This is a genomic window from Xanthobacter nonsaccharivorans (assembly GCF_043194755.2).
GTDB lineage: Bacteria > Pseudomonadota > Alphaproteobacteria > Rhizobiales > Xanthobacteraceae > Xanthobacter > Xanthobacter autotrophicus_G.
In genome coordinates this window covers 4,259,980-4,278,838 of the sequence record NZ_CM195526.1, presented here as the reverse complement: position 1 = coordinate 4,278,838, position 18,859 = coordinate 4,259,980, and the positions used below count along the sequence as shown (strand labels likewise).

Sequence of the window (18,859 nt, the reverse complement as noted above, 5' to 3'; positions counted from 1 at the left end):
GGGAGCGAATTCTGGTCAACTTAATACGTCCAAAGGCAATGCCTGTGAGCCCAGGCGCGCACGCGATCTTCGTGCACGGCCTCGATGGAGATTCCTATGGAACGTGGTTGTCAGGCTCAAGTTCGAAGGATTTCTGGCCGGACTGGCTGGAGCAGGACATACCCAATCTTGCCGTCTGGAGCCTCGGCTACGAGGCCACTTCGACGTGGTGGAAAAAAGGGGCTGCCCTTGCCCTCCCGGATCGCGCGGCGAGCATACTGCCCCGGCTGGTGAATGAACCGGACCTGCGTGCTGGCGATGTCTACTTCGTCGTACACAGTCTTGGTGGCTTGGTCGTGGAGTCTGTTCTTCGCCTCGCCGAAACTCAGGCTCCGCATTCCGCCGAAATCGCGCATTGTGTGCGGCGGGTTCGCAAAATCGCATTCATCGGGACGCCTCACGGCGGGTCGGATCAAGCGTCACTGGTGAACCGTCTGGGATTGCTCCTCTGGCCTCGCGCCACGACCGCTGGCCTATCTCGAAATGATCCTCATCTCCGCGATCTGAACACGTGGTTCAGAAGCTTCACCGACAGAAACGGTATCGATGTCATCGTGATGCGTGAAACACTGCGGGTCTCCTTCGCCGGGATACCCGGATTGGGTGGCATCGTAGTTAAGGCCGATAGCGCAGACCCGGGACTTTCTCCCGCGACAAGCGTGATCCCAATCGTGGCGGACCACTTCGGCATAGTCGCCCCGCGAAATCGCGAAGCCGATGTCTACAAGAACCTCCTGACCTTCCTACAAAAGCCGTCGTCGGGAAAGCACGCGGACACATTGGTCGCCGACCAAATAGCCGAGGTCGGTGGAGTTGTTGAACGGCGCTTAGATGGGTTAGCGACCCAGATCGACGAGTCACGCATCGAGATCCTCGCTGCGATTCAGGGGCAACTGGCGCGACCGCCCCGTGAGAATTCGGTCGTCACGGCCGAGCTGGAACGACGTCTCTCGATTCTGCGGAAATCTAGATTCGCCGCCGACTACGACGCTCCGGGAGAAGCACGGCGGCTTGCCGCGCAATTGGCGAATGCTGCGGAACTGGACTCTGCCTCGGCCACTACAAAGCGCATCGCCTTTGCGTGGTGTGCGCGCGTCTTGGCCGCTGTCGATCTAAACGTAGCAGAGCAGTGTTTAGATGAAGCGCAGGCAATCGGCGCAGGCGAAGAGAACGTGATTGCTGGCGCGTTCATCGCTGCGTTTCGCAGCGGAAGTGCTGCGGGACTTGCGATGCTTGCTGGAAGCAGCACGCCGCAAACCAATACGGCCTGCTTCCTCATCGCGGCCAACAAGAAAGAGCCTGCGGAGGCGGTGAAGTGGCTTAACGATGCTGGACTTTCCGTCGCCGACCTAGATAGCGACGGTCGTTTCGGTCTCATCCAGCGACGGATCGCGGCCGGTGATATTGAGCAAGCGCTTACTGACGTCGCAGCTTTGACCGAGGCAGACTTCGAAGCGACGCCTTTGCTTCTCCACTCCACTGCGATCAGTCATCTCGCAGCGGCGATCCATCCCGAACTACGCGCAGGTGTCCTCGAACACCTGCCGATTCGACTAGATGAGTTTCCACTGAATGCGACGCCGGAAGCTGTCGAACATCGGAAGAAGGCTCGAGCGTTCTACGATCGGTCCGCAACTGCATTGATGGGTTTGGGACAAGTCCGTGCAGCTAACATGAGCGCAGACTACGCCCTTTGGCTTGCCCTTAGGGACACGGATAGCCATGTGGCCGCTCGTCGGCTTCTGGAAACGAGTATGTCGGACCCTGAGCATCGACTTAGGCGTTTGCCCATCGCGCTCATTTTTGGCGTCAAGCTCGATAAGAATGCCGTCGAGCTTGAGCTTGAGCGTGAAGCCGCACGTAGTGGAGGCAAATCACCTGATCTGGCCGTCGCGCGATTTGCGATGGCCAGATCGCAGTCAGATGCGGCTGAGGTTGCGGTCTACATCGACAGGTATCGCGACCAGCTGACCGACTATTTCAACCCAACATGGATACAGGCAATTGAAGTTGAAGTGCTTGCGAGGTCTAGACAGATGGACCGCGCCAGAGCTGTACTCTCCGAGATCGAGAAGCAGGATGTTCCTGCGGCAACCCTTGAAAGTTTGAAGCGCGTCGTCGCTGAGGAAGCCGGAAGCGATCCCGTCGAGAGCAGCGAAAAACTGTATCTGCAAAACCGCCGCTTTCCTGATCTGCTGACGCTCTTCGACACACTCAGGAGCCACAAGAGTTGGGCAAAGCTCGCCATCTACGGAAAGGAGCTCTTCGAGCAGACCGAAACACCATCGCAAGGCTTCGTTTACGTGGAGGCGCTCTATCGGTCCGGCAGATATTCCGAGGTGCTCGACGTGGCGTCGGGATATCCGATGCTAGCAGCTCAATCTCCGTTCAAACACATTCAGGCGTGGACGCACTACCGACTGGGAGACCTTGTTGCGGCGAAGCGACTACTTGGCGAGATCCGGGCGGAATCTGACCCCGAGAGCGCAAGAACGCTGGAAAGCAACATCGCGATAGCGTCGGGCGACTGGAATGCTCTGAATGTTTTTGTGGAGACGCAGTGGGCACGCCGAGACGAGTTGTCGGCAAGTGAGCTGCTTCGCGCGGGGAGCTTGGCTCAGCACATTGATTCTGCTCGTGATCGCGACCTCATAACCGAAGCGGCGCGCAAGGCCGACGGCGACGCCCGCATCCTCATCGCTTGCTACTCGGCCGCCATTGCCGCTGGGTGGGAAAACACCGAGGAGATCCAAGGGTGGTTTGTCACGGCCGAGGCAAATTCGGGCGAAGACGGTCCAGTCCAGAGATTTGATTTTCGTCAGATCGTTGACATGGCGCCTAATTGGGATCGTCGCGAGAGCGATGCGTGGGCTCAGGCTCTCAAGGGCGACCTTCCAATGTACGCTGTTGCGTTTCTGATGAATCGTTCTCCTCTCGAGATGTTCACTATAACAGCGCTTGCCAACCTGGATCAGGCCGATCCGCGTAAGCGTGGCGTCGTGTTCGCCTATAGTGGGACCCGCCCGCTTGTTCAGGTGACAGCGAAATGCGCGGCGTTCGACGTATCGGCGGTTCTCAGTTTCGCGTTGGTCGGCCAACTGTCGAATGTCTTTGCCCATTTTGAGAGCATACGACTGTCGCACCGCACAATGGGGTGGTTGCTGGAGCAGAGGCGCGGGGCTCGTTTTCATCAGCCTAGCCGGATCAAAGATGCTGAGGAGATTAGGCGACTTATAGACTCTGGGAGCCTAGTGCCTTTTGAGCCCACGGATCGACCGAACGTGCAGCTCGAAATAGAAGTCGGCGAGGACCTTGCGTCAATGCTTGTTGCTGCGACCGCCGCGGGCCCCCAGTCGCAGACTTTGGTGGTTAGGCCGTTCCCAGTTCACAAGCCCGGAAGCTGGATGGAGGAATTGTCCGACATCAGCGGATACGAGACATTGGTCGTGTCCTGCGCGAGTGTCGTGGCGGCTCTGAAGCGTTTGGGGCACCTAACCGAGGCCGAAGAGGCCCGCGCTAACAAGTATCTATCTGTCCGTGAGGGTGAGTGGCCTCATAAGGCTGTGTCGATCTCCCAAGGCGCCGAACTTTACCTCGACGACGTCGCCGTCAGCTACCTCCGGCATTTGGGGCTGCTATCGAAGCTCAAGCCAGCGGGATTCAAGGCGTTCATTTCGAAGAGAGAGGTCTCTTTGATAGACGCGCTGCTCGATCGGCGAGCCTACAGCACCGCCCTAGACAAGATCATTGAGGATATTCGCGAGGCGGTTCTCGACGGCGTGCGGTCCGGTCATGTGCGGTTTGGCCTTGATGCCAACGACGTCGCCGACAACGACACAAGCGAGCCGACCGAGCAACCCACAATGGGTTTGTTTGGAGTCTCTGACGCGGACGCGTTTGTCATCGATGATCGGTTCTTCAATCAGCATGGATCGATCGAAGTGCCAGCAGGAAGACGGCCTGTATTGACGTCGCTGGATGTTTTTGAAGCGCTGCGAGCAAAGGGGACGATTTCGGAGGCGACGTTTGGCGAGATACTGACTCGCTTGCGCCGAGGCGGCTTTCTGCTCATGCCCATTCTGCCGACGGAGCTCGAGGCAGCCATTAGTGCCGCAAGAGTCGTGGATGGGGTGTTGAAGGAGACGGCGGAACTAAAAGCGATCAGGGAGGGACAGCTGAAGGCCCGAATGATCGACGTGCTTCAACTTCCGAAAGAGTCGCAGTGGATCGATGGGAATCTACGGGTGATTATTGGCGTGCTTCGGAGGCAGTGGCGAGCGGATCTTTCGGACGACGTGTCGAGAGCACGTTCGGAGTGGCTGCTGCCATGCTTGGATCAGCGAGGTTGGACGCACCGGTCCCCGCCTGACGGCCCACAGGCGCAAGAGCGCCGCGCTGCGCAAGTCCTTCTCGTGTCGCAACTCCCTGGCGCGGAAAAGAGCATGCGTGAACGCTACGAAGCCTGGTTCGAGGAGGTCGTCCTCGAACCGCTGAAGGATCGGGAGCCGAAGGTCTACGAACGCGTGCTGCGCATCGCTCGCTCCGCTGTGGAAGCAATGGCAAACTTGGAGCCCCCGGACCTAGACTACTGCGAGGACGACGAGTGACCGCAACCAATGGGAAACGCCTCAAGGCCGTCTCCGCGCTCTTCAACTTTCCGAAAGCGCTCCGAGACGACATTCTCGACTTGCCGGGCTTCAAGCAGGCGTTCGACCTCCCGGCTGAGGCAGAGCTGACCTTCGGAGTCGGCGGCCTTTCGTTCCTAAGGTCGTCGTTCTTCAACGCCCTTCGCGCTCTCTATGCAGACCGATCGCAAGTTGAGACGGTAGCTAGCGAGGATGGTCGATCATGCGAGTTGTCCTTGAAGGCTGATGGGGACCGCACTGTTGTCGCCTGCAGGGTCGGTGGAGAGCCCTGTGAGCTGCCAGGCTTCACGATGGTCTCACCGCAGGCATCGGACCGGCTAGCGGAATTCGATCGCATCGCTGAGCGAGACTTCATTCACGACGTGTCGTCGTCAGAATGGCGACAGCGCATCACAGACAGCCCATTGTCCGATGAGGAAGTAAGTCAGCTGATGGGAGAACTGGAACAGAGTCCTATTCGCGTCCGGGAAAAGATAAGGGCCGAGGTGGAGCTCGGGAAATCCTCGATCCCAACAGTCGTTCCGCAAAGCAGAGCGTATTATCAACGCTTAATCGGCCCTTCTCTCGGGCATTCTGACCTAGCAAAGTTTGTTTCGGGACCGTGCAAGGCTCACATTGAGGAGTTGCTGCGCTGGGAGCCAGCAGTTGGGTTCGCTTTCGCGCTTCTTGTTGCGGCGGGCCACTCGACAATTTCCGAGTTGGTCGACGTCAGCGAACGGCCAACCGCGGACCTCGTGGCCGCCTATGATTGGCTTGCAGATCGAGGAGACAGGTTCTCACAGGTTGCCGGCGTCGAGATCGGCATACGCCTGATCGCCAAGCATCCTGAGATAGAGGATAGCCTCATCCGAATGATCGAAGAGATGAGGGATGAGAATCTGGCCGCTACTGACAGTCGGTTCGCACTGAGCGCCAGCTTATTTGTGTTGGTTGATGGCGAACTGTCGCGACGTAGCCTGATGATCGAGGAACCACCCTACTGGCGACGACTAGCGGCGCTAGCTCAAGCAGCGATGTTCGAACGCGAACTCGTCTTGAGTCATGTCCAGGCCGAATCGTTCATACAGTGGGCGACGATGGGAAGGGGCAGCGATTTCTTCATGCAAGGTCTGGCCGATTTGCGCGTCGAGCCTCGGTGGCTTCCGGACTTCATGTCGCCGGAGCGACTAAAGGACGAGGCGATCTCTCGAATGGTGGCCGCGGGAGACCGTTTGAAGGACGACGAGGGATCGGAGAAATTCCGTACGCTTCTAAAAGGAACAGACCCGGAAGGTTTGCGAGCACGAGTGACGTTTCCGCAGTCTTTTTTGCCCGGTTCATTGGAAGGGAATACAGTCCCAATGTTAGACCTACCGGCGGAGCTCGTCGACAAACTGCGCGGCCAGGAGGACGCCGCAATATTAAGCTCCCAGTCATTGGCGGGACTTGTGAACTCTGCCTTCGTTTTCAGGATCACCGAGGAACATTCGCGGCTGGCGGCTGAGGCACTAAAAAAAGTGCGGCACCAAGTCGCCATGGGTAGCGGGGCCAGCGAGTCCTTTGCTGTTTTGATCGGATTGGCGACTGTGGCCGCCGTTACTCGGGCGACCGAGCTCGCAAAAGACGTTCGCATCCTAGCGCGCGTTCTACGGCGGCGTTCCGGAACGCATTATGACGTTGACGACCTTATGCGCGTTGGGTTGATCGCTTCGGCAGCGAATCCGCAATTGACGGAGTGGTGCGAGTCAGTCGGCGAGTGGTTTGTGGAAATCGCGCAGGAAGAGATGAGCGCGGGAGACGCTGGGGGTCTTCGCCACTACCTACAGAAGTTGTGCACGGTGGTCCCTGAACTTTGGCGATATGCCGCCAAAGCGGATGCCGCCTTGGCGGCAGTCGCCCAAGCGGCCTAGCAGCGGCCAAAGACCCGAGGATGCAACGGGAGCGCGCATCGTCCTAGGCGAAGGCAAGCGGACCTGTTCGTAGAAGTCACTAAAGTCCGCTTGGCCCCCAAACCGGCCATTCGTGATGGCCGCAGTGAACTTCAGCTCTTGGCGCAAATTGCAGCCGTTGGCGGCGTTTCCCGCCTTCCCGGGCTCCAATCCTCGCAGTCTCACGGGCTGCCACCGCGGCGGGAATTTCTCGTATCAATATCGGGCGCGCCCACCCGACATATCGAAGACTGCGCCCATGTTGAAGGCACTCGCATCCGAACAGAGCCACATTACGAGGGCCGCCACCTCTTTCGGGTCGCCAAGGCGGCCGAGCGGGCTTGCCTCGATCATGGCATCTGCCGTCTCGTTGCCGAGATCGCGGATCATGCGCGTGTCGATGGGGCCCGGGGCGACGCAGTTGACGCGGATCTCCGTGTCGTTGATCTCGCGCGAGAGGGCCTTGGTGAAGGCGATGATCCCCGCGCTCGCCGCGGAATAGGCAGCAAGGCTCGGCAACCCTTCCTTGCCGGCGAGGGAACCCATATTGACAATCCGTCCGGCACGGGCGCGCCGCATCAGCGGCAGCACCTGATGGGTGACCTCGAACATGCCGAGGAGGTTCACCTCCAGGATCTGTCGCCACTCCGCTGGGTCGAACCCCTCAAAAGAGCGGTAGCTACCCAGATATCCGGCGTCGTTCACCAAAATGTCGATGCGCCCGCCGTCGAGACACGTGAGGGCGCGCGCGATGTCCGCGCGCTGCGTCACGTCCACGGCGACGGAGCGGGTGCCGGGAAGCTCCACCGGGTCGATGTCCCAGATCCACACATCAGCGCCTGTCGCGACAACCCCTTCCGCGATCGCCCGGCCGATACCCCGCGCGCCCCCGGTGACGATGGCGGTCTGTCCTGTGAAATCGTAGCGGACCTGCATGGCCGTGCTCCCGCTCCGGACAATCCCTTCGACGATACAGTGCTGGCTCGGCTGGTGAGCCTGCGGAGGTTTGGCGAGGATAGCACGACAGACGCCACGGGCCGCCGGCCACGCCCGACCGGACCACGCCCTGTCCTGCTGCCGCCGATCACCGAGAATCTGCACCGAGGGGAAATCGATGAGCTCGAATGAGCGGACCTGGTGGCCGCACGGGCTCGGCTCGTGCCTGAGCGGCGGGGCGTTGCCGGCCTTGTTGCGCCGGCGGATGGCGTGGCGACGCGAATGGATGTGCGCTATTGGGGGTCTGCCCAGCGTCCGGTTGTATGGCGCAGGCGTAGCCTCAAACCACCCTTGATAAATTGCGCAGAGTCGCGCTCGCCACGGATGGAAGCTCCGGAATGTCGAGCCGCTCCTTTGCGGTCACAAGGTTCATGAGCTCGGGCGACAGAAAACGGTCGAACTTCGCCAGTTGCGGCTGGGCTAGGCGTGCCGCGAGCGTTATTCCATCCGGCGGTGGCGCATCGGCAATCCGCTTCAGGTGATGCGCTACGCCTTCCAGGTCGACTTCTTGAATTTCGATCACATGCCATGCGGCAGAGCCCTTGAGTTCACTTGCCAATAGGGCGGCGAGAAGCGTTCTCAGCTTCCTAGTTCCCGCCCATGGAAAGACGAGCACGCCTTCCCCATGCGGAATAACGCTTCTCTCGTGAAGCCCCAGATCTCGGAAGGCAGAGCGGGCTGCGTTAAGAAGGCCCACCGCCTCGGTGTCAAGATAAGTGAAGACATTTCCTCCGGCGAGGATATCTTGCATCTTACTTACGATCTTGTCGTGGATCGCTCCGCCGTCTCCGGCGAAGTATGGAGGCTTCCCGGCACGCGTGGGCTGAACGGCAATTACCCGTGCATGATCGTCCACATCAAGAATGCGCCACCGGCGACCGGCGAAAATGAGGGTCTCGTTGGGGGCTACCGGTGAGCTGAGCGGATACGTGCCCAAAACGCGTGCTTCGTGGATGATGCGGTATTCTTTCTCGGTCATGAATACGGCGTATAATTCGTGAGATTCGGCTATCTGCTCACCGGTTTCGCCGATCATCAAAAGCCCCTGGGGGGACTGCTCGATGAGGCGGACGTCTGGGTGGGCCATACGACGCAGGAGATCGGCAAAGAGACCTTTGTCCACGTTGCGGAACGGCCCGCGGCCGCACAGCAGCTGCCACGCGGAGGCCGGCTTAAGCCCGCCAGTTTGAAGGATCGCCGCCAGTATCTGGTGAATAAGGGTCGACAGATGCAGTCCGGCGTCCGCCGGCGGCTCGCACCAGTTCTCCAGTAGGCATTCAACCATCGCAATCGACTGGACAAGTCCCAGATGCAGCCGGTCAACCGGGTGATCCCCAGGTCCAGCTACCGGCTCGGGGACGAAGATCCGCAACTTGGCCGGCTTGCCGGGCCTGCGGCCGGAACGCCCGAGCCGCTGACGGAGCGAGGCCACGGAAAAGCCGGGGCCGATCTGGGCAACAGTCTCGACATCGCCGATGTCGATGCCAAGCTCCAGCGTCATCGTCGCCACTGCCGTGGTCGGCCTCGGATCATCCCGTAGGCGGTGCTCCACCTCCTCGCGCATGGCTTTGGCGAGATTGCCGTGGTGGGCGAAGAACTCATTTGGAAAGCTGTTCGCCCGGCACATTTCGCTCAGGCGGTCGGTGTAGATCTCCACATTCACGCGCGAGCCGGCGAACAGCAGGTTGCTGCGGCCTCGCAGGAAACGGAAAAGGTCGCTCGCAAGCCGATCAGGCACGCTGGAAGCCCCGAACGGATCGCGGCGTTCGTCGCCACCATCCTGCGTTTCATCATCCGCCGACGCTGGCCGTTCTATCGCGTAACCGCGGATCTGCAGTTTCAGCCCGTTGCCTTCGTCAACGCCCTCGATGATGGAGACGCTTCCCCCGGCTCCCGGCCGAAGAGCCTCGGCGGCCAGATGCATGTCGCCCAGGGTTGCAGACAAGCCGATACGGTCGATCCGCTCTCGCCCCGTGGCGACCTCGATGCGATTGAGGATCGACTGGAGCTGCATGCCCCGCTCGGTGCCGATGAAGGCGTGCAGCTCGTCGATCACAAAGGCATCGAGCCGGCTGAACAGCCTCGGTGCTTCCCGTCCGCGTCGTACGAGGAGCGCCTCGAGGGATTCGGGTGTGATCAGCACCAGCCCGGAGGGCCGCTTGCGGGCGCGGGCCTTAGCGTCTTCGCTCACATCGCCATGCCACTTGTGCAGAAGGATGTCGCACGCTTCGCACAGGCTTTCGAGCCGGCGATGCTGGTCATTGATCAGTGCTTTGAGAGGACTGACATAAAGGACCGCGAAGCCGTCCGCGCTGCGCCCGTTCGAAGCGATGCGCGACAGCAGAGGCAGAAAGGCCGCCTCCGTCTTCCCGGCTGCTGTCCGCGCGGAGATGACGATATCTCCGCCGGCCAAAACAGCCGGAATCGCCTTCTCCTGGACGTCGCGCAGCGAAGGCCATTTCTGCTGCCAGATCCAGCGGCGAACCGGCTCGGCCAGTTGATCAAAGGCGGATCGTGGCAAGCTCGTCGTCCGGGTCCTCGTCAAGTGCGATCAGATCCTGTTCGTCTCCGGCACCCCGATCCTCCGCGACGGCGAGCGCACCGAGCAATTCGCGCCAGTCGGCGCCCGGATTCTGCTGGATGATGGCGAGAAGATCGACGAAAGCCTTGATCGTATTGCGAGGTGTGCGGAAATAAGCCTCGCCGATGCGCCGCGCGCAATGATCCATGAAGGCGTGCAGCGCCTCGTCCGGAACGAGCCAGTCCTCGGCCTTGCCTGCGGCAAAGACGTCGCGAAGACGTTCGAGCAGGTGGAAGAGCTCCTCAGGCGTGAGATTGGGAAGGTTGATGACAGGACCGGTATAGTCGGCCAAACCATTGGTCGCGAAACTGTTCTCGGCCAGGCGGGACTGCAGCGCCTCGTAGGAATAGAGCCCTCGCCGCGTGTCGAGCAGGAATTCGGGGGTGCCGCCCAGGATGAACCCAAGGCCCTCGGTCGTGCCCTGCAGCACGTCGTTCAGGATGCGCAGGATCTGTTCGTAATTCTGCTTGCGGGCCTGGCCGTGCTGGAGCTTGTAGAGGTTCACCAGTTCGTCAAGACACACCAGCAGGCCTCCGAAACCGGCCAACCGGACGAAGCGCGCCAATAGCCGCAGCGCATCATAGAACATGGCGTCGTCGATGATGGTGCGGACGCCAAGGTCGACCCGTGCATCGGTCTTGGTGCTGTATTCGCCCCGCAGCCAACGCAGCGCCGCATCCTGCAGCGTCCCGTTCCCCTCCTCATAGCCCCGCGCATAGACTGCCACGACGGTGGCGAAGTCATAGCCTCCCATCATTTCGCGCACGTCGCCGAGGCCGTTCTTGATCGCCGTCTCGATATCGCATCCTTGGCTCTTTGCCCGCTCCGTGGCCTTCTGGATATAGCTCTCCAAGATGCTGCGCAGGGCGCCCCCATCCGGCACGGCCCGCGTCGCGAGGCTTTTGACCAACTCGGCGTAGAGCGTGCGCGCCTGCCCGGCGGTGGCGTGGATCCTCCGGTCCGGGGAGAGATCGGCCTGGCACACCACCAGCTTGCGCTGCAGCGCGATCTGCCGGACCAAGAACAGGAAGAAGGTCTTGCCGGCGCCGTACGCGCCGATCACGAAGCGGATGCTGGAGCCGCCGTCGGCGATGCGGTCCACATCGCGGAGCATCGCCTCGATCTCCCGCTGGCGGCCGACCTGAATGTGATGGAGCCCGATACGCGGCACCACGCCAGCGCGCAGAGCGGTCAGGATGGTGTCTCGGTCACGGGGGCGGATGGTCGGACCCTTTGGCGTCATGCGGGGGCTCGTAGATCAGCGGACGGCGAAGCCGGGGCCGTTTCGCCGGGCAAGGGAAGCAGGTATCGGTTTACGATGATGGGGTCTTCGCCCTCGATCAGCAATTCGTCGAAGCGATCAAGGGCCCAATCGTTCAGTGCCTGGCGCGCGGCACCGGGCATTAGGCCGGCGTCACGCGTCAAATGCTCGAAATCCGCCGCGGTCCACTCCTCGTGCTCCGAGAGTTCGGTCAGCAGGCTGCCATATCGCCGCTCCAGCCCCTCGAAGATTGCTTCTGCGTCGTTTTCAGGAGCGGGGGCGGGCGGCGAGGGCTCGGCCACAGCCTCTTCCTCGGCGAAGATATCCGCGAGCACACTTGCGGCCGAGCGGGTCTCGCGGCGGATCGCTTCAAGCCGCGACTGGTCCACCCGGGAGCGGGATTCGTCCGGCGTTTCAACGGATGGTGGAGGCGGAATGGCCGGTCCGTTCAGTTGGATGCCCGGGGGAACGACGAGTTCAAGGTCATCGTCTCGCCCCTGCCCCCGCCCCGCCAGACCGCCATGCAGGCGTGCGTAGAGCGAGGCCTCATCGAGCCCCAGCCGGCGAAACAGCTTCTCCAGCATGGCGACTTCCTTGGGATCGATACGCCCATCGGCCGCCGCGGCGTCCACAAGCACGTCCGCCACCCAGGCGCCGTCGGCAGCCTCCATATCCTTGAGGAGCTTCATCCAGTCCGCCATCCGGCCCGGCGCCTGCTCATTGGCAACCAGCTCTGCCTTCAGCCTCTGACGTTCGTCTTCAGACAGGAATGTTGCGCCCTCGATGCGAGCGATAAGGCCCCGACGTTCGCCTTCATCGAAGATGCCATCGGCTGACGCGATGAGCATGCCAAGCATGATTGTCGCTTGCACCCTGCGGTAGTCCGCGCTCGGGATAAGCGCAGCCTCGGCCTCGGCGGCGAGCGGAAACACGACGATGGGTTCTCCGAGCTGCGTGGCACGCATCGAGAATGCCGGATCCGCTGTGGTGCCGTAGCCGAAGGCCGCCAGGACGGCGGCCAGATCCTTGAGTTTAGCGCGGCCGAACGGACGGTCGTCGTCTAGCCCTGTGAGCACGATGAACCGCTCAATTGCGCTTGGGGAGCCGTCCCTGACGAGGGCGCCGATCCGGCTCAGGGGCTGCCCCTCCATCTGCTCCACCCGCCGCCGCCGATGGCCGGGGGGAAGACGCGCGATGGCGGCAAGATTGGGCGTCATGCCGGGAAGGCGGCCGAGAGCTCTGCTGTAGGCTTCCAGTTGCTCAACGCACGCATAGAAGATGTCGCGGCCTGTTTGGAGAGGCTGGCTTCGGCCGGTGATGTCGGGCAGATCCCCGCCGTAGGGCTGAATATCCACCTCGAAGGTGCCGCTGCAGGCGCGATACGTGCCCTTCAGCATCTTGGCGCGCCCCATCGGCACGCGAATGCCCTTGGGGTGAGCGCGCGCGACGGCGGCCGCGAAAAGTTCCCGGAGTTCGGCGATCGCTCGCTTGGCCGGTGTCCGGACGCTGGTCTCCGGATGGGACATGACATAAGCAAGCAGCAAATCGGGTTCGATTTCTTGCCCGTCTCGAACACGGGCGCCCAGCGCCGCCTTGATGTGCAGGGGCACCTCATAGCCCGCGAAGCCTGCGTCCGGGACGACGGTTTGAGGAGGCAGGGCCTGCCGCATCTCATGGGTGGAGAGGAGTTCCTGCGCATAGCGGCGGAAGGAATGATGCGAGCCATAAATACTGAGAAGCCGCCGCACTTCTGCCACCACGGCTTCTGTATCGGGTGCTCCCTTCTCAAGCATCAGACGGCGTTCAAGACCGTAAAAATAGAGAAAGACATAACCGATGTACGTGCCGGGATCTGACCGGGGGCCGGCCAGCCATTCGAGGTACGACTTCCTGGCTTCGGCAGAAATTGTGGAATACGAGGGCCAGTAGCCCATGGTGACGCCATGGGGATCTCCGCTGCGTGTCGCCACCGCGAGATCCGGATTGATGAGGCAGTTTTCTGGCTGGTGGCCGCTGCCCTGTTGCGGCAGGCGGCGGCCCACATAGATCATGCCGCCGCCAACAACATGCGGGCTGATCCGGACCGTCTGGCCGGCCGGAGTCCACCCGTCGGCTGGCGCAGGCTCATCGCGACGGACGCCCCCAACAAGCCGTTCCATGAACGATGAGCGCGCCTGATGGGCAGAGGCTAGATCACTATTTCGCCCCTCGATGGCTCGCCCGACCTCGGCGTTGGGCGCGGACAGTTTGGCCTTGAGCTCATCTCCCAGGGCGGGAGGTGCGTTGGCAGTCGCTGTTTTCAGTCCCGCCGTCAACTCCACATTCCTGTCGAATGACGATAGCACAGAGCCGTCCGATGAAATTTGCCCCCCGATGGCTCGCCCGACTTGGGCGTTGTGAACAGCCAAACGCTCCTTCAGGTCATCCGCTAGTGTATTCGCCAATGCTGTTGCGGCGGGTGCCTCCACCACGCGTAGTAGTGCCTCTTCGTTTTCAGGCGAGACCTCGGAAGGAGGGACTGGCGCCTTTCGATTTTCGATTGCTCGACCAACGCTCGCGTTATGAACAACTAAGCTGGATTTGAGCGCGTCGGAAAGCGCGGGCGCAGCTTTTGCCATCGACGTGGCGGGCGCCGATGCTGAATGATCATTGCGAGATATTCGAAGCTGTCCGGCACCACTACTATTCTTGCCTCCTGCTCTTGTCGGGTCCCCGCGGCGGCGCACAAGCAGGCTTATGATCCCGAAGCTGGCCACGATGCCGATAATCCAGCCGAAACCAGGCCCGCTTGACGGCGCAGTCTTTCGGGATTGGTCTGTCGCCGGAGCAGGCGGGGAAGAAATCGGTGCGCTCCTTGCCGGCGGCACAGATGAGGCGCCGGCCACTGGCTTCGCAGCTTCTGCCCTCGGTGGAGGCAAGGACGCCGGTTTTTCGAGCACCGGCGAACTCCCCTTGCCTGGTGCCGGGACAGAGCCGGCATCCGGGTTCAATGGCGGCCGTGCTTGTCGGGGCTGGAGCAGGCGAGAAATCGTTGCGCGATCGAGCTCCCCAGTCGCTGACAATCCTTCCGCCTTTTGAAAGGCGGCGAGAGCGTTGATGGAGCGGCGCCCCCAAAGGCCATCAACCGATCCAACACTGTAGCCATGTTTGACCAAGGCGCGCTGGATGTCTGCGATATCAGGCTTGGCGTCCTGCGCCATTGCGGCAGTCGCTACGAAGCTCGTCACTAGAAGGACGATATAACGTCCTGCGATCGCCGATAATCCCATCCGCCACGCCCCCGACATCGAGAACATAGCGACTGCAGAGGCCCTTGAAAACGTGGAAAGGTTGTTGGGTGCAGATCTCCGTGCGCCGAAATTTGCATGTCAGGCACTTGAAGGAAGAGGCATTGAGCCCACAAGCGTCAACTTTCCGGCGGGGCTCCAACATTCGATTTTGGCGCGAGCTTTCCGATCGACCATGAATTTAGAGCTCGTTGCGCTACGAACGCCCGCCACGGTGCAAATCGATGGAGTATTATCCGCGAGCCTCCGACAAAGCCCCTGACGTTGCCCCCAACTTCTATCCAGCTGTGAGTTCGTTCTGGCGGTTGGGTTTGCCCTCTTGGGCGTGCGGAGTGGCTGGGGCAGACGCCGAGCCGTTGATGGTGTGGGGCATCTGATCCCGCTGCGGATGGAACGTTAAGGCGAAGGCGTTTGGTGTCTGCCATCCGAGCTTCGAGTGCGGCCGGTCGGTGTTGTAGTTGCGCTGCCACCGGGCGAGAGCCGCTCTGGCCTGGGACAGGCCGGAGAACAGCATCTCGTTCAACAGCTCGTCCCAAAGGCGGCCGTTGAAGCTTTTTATGAAGCCGTTCTGCGTGGGCTTGCCGGGGGCGATGTAGTGCCATTCGACCCGAGCCGCGTCGGCCCAGCCCAGAATGGCATTGGAGGTGAACTCGCCGCCATTGTCGCTGACGATCATCTTCGGCCGGCCACGCTCGCCCCCGACAGCTCGAAATGCATTTCCAGTGGCAGAACGAAGAAGGGTTGGGGGGGGGCTCCCGCTCTTCCCTGCAATTTTTAACGCCGAGGCATTAAGATCCATTAATGGCTCAGTTAATATCTAAATGAATCACTTATGGACCAAACCGGCATTCTTCTCTTGCCGACGACCATTTTGGATCATAAATAGATCAATAAATAGCTTCATGGTCTGTTATGGAGTCGTTTGCCATGGCCAAGCCGATAAGCCGTCCCTATTCCCGCTACAGCCACGACGCCGTGCTGCTGCTGGGCCAGCTCATCCGCCGCGCCCGCATCGAACGCAAGATCACGGCCGCTGAACTAGCCGAACGCGCCGGCATCTCCCGCGGTCTGGTCCAGCGCATCGAGAAGGGCGACCCCGGCTGCGCCATCGGCGCCGTCTTCGAGGCCGCGGCCGTGGTGGGCGTGCGGCTCTTCGATGCCGACCAGGGGGCGCTCACGAGCGCGATCGGCGCCAACACGGCGATGCTGACGCTCCTGCCCAAGGCGGCGCGCGCCTCGAAGCTGGAGGCCAAGGATGACTTCTGACGCGGGGCCAACCGAGGCATTCGTCTGGGTCTGGCTGCCGGGCGAGACCGGGCCGGTGGTCGCCGGCCGGCTCGCCGCGACCGGCAATCAGCTGCTGTTCAACTACGGACGCAGCTATCTGGCACGGAAGAATGCCATTCCGCTCTATGAGCCCGAGTTGCCGCTGCGCGCCGGCGTGCTGCCCCTCCTCAACGGACTGCACATGCCTAGTTGCATCCGTGATGCAGCGCCTGATGCGTGGGGTCGGCGCGTGATCCTCAATCGGAAGCTCGGTGTGCAGGGGCGTGATGTCGACGCCGCCTCGCTCGACGAGCTCACCTATCTCCTGGAGCCCGGCTCCGATCGGATCGGGGCACTGGATTTTCAGACATCAGCCGCCAAGTACGTCGCCCGCGACGCGACGCCCGTCTCCCTCGACGACCTGATGAACGCCGCGGCCAGCATCGAAAAAGGTCTCCCGCTCGCTCCCGAACTCGACCGGGCGCTTCTTCACGGCAGCTCGATCGGCGGCGCGCGCCCGAAGGCGATGCTCACGTCGGGTGACCGCAAATATGTCGCGAAATTCTCATCGCAAAGCGACCTCTACAGCGTCGTCAAGGCCGAGTATGTGGCGATGCGCCTGGCAGCCGAGAGCGGCATGACGGTCGCCCACGTGGCACTGGAGCGCACGGCTGGCAAGGATGTCCTGCTGGTCGAGCGCTTTGACCGCGAGAAATCCACGGCAGGCTGGCAGCGCCGCGCGATGGTTTCGGCTCTGACCTTGCTCGAGCTCGACGAACTGATGGCGCGCTACGCGAGCTACGAGGATCTCGCGACGATTGTCCGCCATCGCTTCATGGCGCCGAGGGAGACGCTGAGGGAACTCTTTAGTCGCATGCTTTTCAATATACTTTGCGGCAACACGGACGATCACGCCCGCAATCACGCCGCCTTCTGGGATGGGCAGAGCTTGGCGCTTACGCCGGCCTATGACATCTGCCCGCAGGCCCGGGCGGGCGGCGAGGCGACCCAGGCCATGCTGATCGCCGGCAATGAGCGCTGGAGCCGGATCGTGCTATGCCTCGATGCAGCCCCGTTGTTCCTCCTCTCTCGCCAAGACGCGATGGCTTTGGCGGAGCACCAGATCACCGTGATCAGGGATGGATGGGCGGCGATCTGCGCGGAAGCGGATTTGAGCGAAATTGATAGAAACCTGTTGTGGCGACGGCAGTTCCTCAATCCCTTCGCGTTCGAGGGGGCGCCGCCTTCTCTCCTCGCCCTGCTGGCGTGAGCCGTTGTGCATTGGCCCAGGCGAAGCGAGGGCGGGCGGTGGGTGATTTCCGCCACCTATTCTCCTTCGCTGGGAGACCCCATTCTCCTCGGGAGCTGGAAACGCTGGCCGGCGATGGCGTCGCACCCATTTTCTGCAACGGTTTTTGAAACGGTTTTGGCGGATCGGAGGGTTTGGCGGCGCGAATTCGCCAGAGCACGTCAGGCCACGATTAGCCGAGCTCTTCGAGAACGACGAAGTCCATGCGGGAGAGGTAGTCGATCATCGTCGACATTCTCGACCTCGCGTCCGCCCGTCTCGGCAATTTCCGCACGGGGACCATCGCTTATGAATGGACGATCCAAGGCTTCAAAGGCGGCGTGCCCATTCCTCCCATCCCTGCGCGATGAAGTGGTTCCGGCATGCCGACAGGGAGTGCGGCTCGGTTGAACCTAAAGCGAGGGCGGACCTCGAGGAGGTAACAGGCCGCAGTTGTCTGGAACCGGGCGTGGGCTTGGAGTCGATTCCTCGGATCGCATCGCTCCAACTGGCAAGGCGTCCATGGGCCGCGAAGCGAAATGTCTGCTTTCGGGCACCGACCCAATGTCTTCATTTAGCGTGAAGCACCTTTCTCGAATAAATTGACGGCTTATCGTCGAACTATCTCTTATAGATTGGGGGTAACCGGAACCGGACGGATCATCATGGTGTCCGAGCATCGCATCTACACAACAAGCTTCTCGAGCGTTTATCCCCACTACGTTACCAAGGCAGAAAGGAAAGGGCGTTCCAAAGCCGAAGTCGACGAGATCATTCGCTGGCTGACTGGCTTCAGCCAGCAGGAGCTTGATCTCCATCTTGACAACAGAACGGATTTCCGGACGTTCCTCACCCAGGCGCCGAAGCTGAATCCTGCGCGCACCAAAATCACGGGTGTGATCTGCGGCGTTCGCGTCGAGGATGTCGCTGCCCCGCTCATGCGAGAAATCCGCTACCTCGACAAGCTCATCGATGAACTCGCCAAAGGCAAGCCGATGGAGAAGATCCTCCGTGTATAGGGCGATGTGCGCACTCCGCCCGAGACGCAATGTTCACTTCTGGCGCGCTTAAGATGGTGCTGAGGTTGCCCTGCTCGATGATGTGACGCGTGGGCTGTTGTCACCTGGAGCCGACGGGCCGCACCTGGATTTACGCCCGACCCCGTCCCCGATTCCCCGCTGGTCCCACCGAGATGAGCTGATCGATGCGGCTGAGGAACGCCTCCAGCACGGGCGAAGGGTTGTCGGGCCGATAGCTGATGGCGATGTCGATCGTGGGCGGCTCGTCCTTGAGGGGCCGGCTCACCACCGACCAGGGCAGAAGCGGCTCGACATAGACCGGCAGCAACGCCGCGCCCCGGGTGGAGGCCACCAGCGAGATGCCCATCGCGAAATTGTCGATGCGATGGTCGGCGCGATGTGGACTCCGTTCCGTTTGAGATAATCGTCGACCACGCCGCGCAGGATATGGGGAACGTCAGTGAAGCCGATGAAGGCCTCGCGCTCATGCGGTTCGGTTACGGACCTGAAGCCCCTTTCTCTCCGCGTCGGCCGGTCGAAGCCGTTCGGGTCTGCCCCGTCGCCTTGTC

At 61.5% G+C, this 18,859-nt stretch carries 10 protein-coding genes and 2 pseudogenes; 5 read left to right on the top strand and 7 right to left on the bottom strand.

Features of this window, described 5'->3' with window-relative positions:
* The first annotated feature begins 71 nt into the window (after positions 1-71).
* Positions 72-4,646: an HTH domain-containing protein gene (locus V5F59_RS19505; protein ID WP_393976761.1), complete on the top strand. Its 4,575-nt coding sequence runs from the start codon at positions 72-74 to the stop codon at positions 4,644-4,646.
* Positions 4,643-6,574 (top strand): hypothetical protein, encoded by a 1,932-nt coding sequence (locus V5F59_RS19500; RefSeq protein ID WP_393976760.1) that lies wholly within the window; start codon positions 4,643-4,645, stop codon positions 6,572-6,574. The genes V5F59_RS19505 and V5F59_RS19500 overlap by 4 nt, the downstream gene beginning before the upstream one ends.
* Before the next feature lie 234 nt (positions 6,575-6,808).
* Here V5F59_RS19500 and V5F59_RS19495 read toward each other — a convergent pair whose 3' ends face one another.
* The 6 genes and pseudogenes from V5F59_RS19495 to V5F59_RS19470 form a co-directional block, all read right to left on the bottom strand.
* Positions 6,809-7,528 carry an SDR family NAD(P)-dependent oxidoreductase gene (locus tag V5F59_RS19495; RefSeq protein WP_393976759.1) on the bottom strand — a complete coding sequence of 240 codons (720 nt, stop codon included), beginning with the start codon at positions 7,526-7,528 and terminating at the stop codon, positions 6,809-6,811.
* Between the two features lie 340 nt (positions 7,529-7,868).
* Entirely contained in the window at positions 7,869-10,109 is a 2,241-nt protein-coding gene (locus tag V5F59_RS19490; protein ID WP_393976758.1) for a DEAD/DEAH box helicase, read from the bottom strand.
* The gene (locus V5F59_RS19485; protein ID WP_393976757.1) at positions 10,090-11,412 is read right to left on the bottom strand and encodes an ATP-binding protein; all 1,323 of its coding nucleotides are present in this window, start codon (positions 11,410-11,412) and stop codon (positions 10,090-10,092) included. Before V5F59_RS19485 ends, V5F59_RS19490 begins: the two co-directional genes overlap by 20 nt.
* Positions 11,409-13,901, bottom strand: coding sequence for a TerB N-terminal domain-containing protein (locus tag V5F59_RS19480; RefSeq protein ID WP_393977082.1), 2,493 nt, complete (start codon positions 13,899-13,901; stop codon positions 11,409-11,411). The genes V5F59_RS19485 and V5F59_RS19480 overlap by 4 nt, the downstream gene beginning before the upstream one ends.
* A gap of 606 nt (positions 13,902-14,507) precedes the next feature.
* A pseudogene (locus V5F59_RS19475) lies at positions 14,508-14,630 on the bottom strand (peptidoglycan-binding domain-containing protein); the annotation flags it as partial.
* 364 nt (positions 14,631-14,994) lie between these two features.
* A pseudogene (locus tag V5F59_RS19470) lies at positions 14,995-15,411 on the bottom strand (integrase core domain-containing protein); the annotation flags it as partial.
* A 233-nt stretch (positions 15,412-15,644) separates the two neighbouring features.
* Here V5F59_RS19470 and V5F59_RS19465 point away from each other — a divergent pair.
* From V5F59_RS19465 to V5F59_RS19455, 3 genes are all read left to right on the top strand, one after another.
* Entirely contained in the window at positions 15,645-15,983 is a 339-nt protein-coding gene (locus V5F59_RS19465) for a helix-turn-helix transcriptional regulator (RefSeq protein ID WP_393976756.1), read from the top strand.
* Positions 15,973-17,253, top strand: coding sequence for a type II toxin-antitoxin system HipA family toxin (locus tag V5F59_RS19460; RefSeq protein WP_393976755.1), 1,281 nt, complete (start codon positions 15,973-15,975; stop codon positions 17,251-17,253). The genes V5F59_RS19465 and V5F59_RS19460 overlap by 11 nt, the downstream gene beginning before the upstream one ends.
* Before the next feature lie 686 nt (positions 17,254-17,939).
* Complete coding sequence (locus V5F59_RS19455; protein WP_393977080.1) at positions 17,940-18,290, top strand: DUF2200 domain-containing protein; 351 nt, start codon at positions 17,940-17,942, stop codon at positions 18,288-18,290.
* 130 nt (positions 18,291-18,420) lie between these two features.
* Here V5F59_RS19455 and V5F59_RS19450 read toward each other — a convergent pair whose 3' ends face one another.
* Positions 18,421-18,672: a LysR substrate-binding domain-containing protein gene (locus V5F59_RS19450; protein WP_509211236.1), complete on the bottom strand. Its 252-nt coding sequence runs from the start codon at positions 18,670-18,672 to the stop codon at positions 18,421-18,423.
* Positions 18,673-18,859 lie beyond the last annotated feature (187 nt).

Excerpts from the sequence above, each read along its gene's own strand:
- V5F59_RS19495 (WP_393976759.1), bottom strand. The coding sequence starts at position 7,528 with ATGCAGGTCCGCTACGATTTCACAGGACAGACCGCCATCGTCACCGGG.
- V5F59_RS19485 (WP_393976757.1), bottom strand. The coding sequence starts at position 11,412 with ATGACGCCAAAGGGTCCGACCATCCGCCCCCGTGACCGAGACACCATC.
- V5F59_RS19465 (WP_393976756.1), top strand. The coding sequence starts at position 15,645 with ATGGCCAAGCCGATAAGCCGTCCCTATTCCCGCTACAGCCACGACGCC.
- V5F59_RS19460 (WP_393976755.1), top strand. The coding sequence starts at position 15,973 with ATGACTTCTGACGCGGGGCCAACCGAGGCATTCGTCTGGGTCTGGCTG.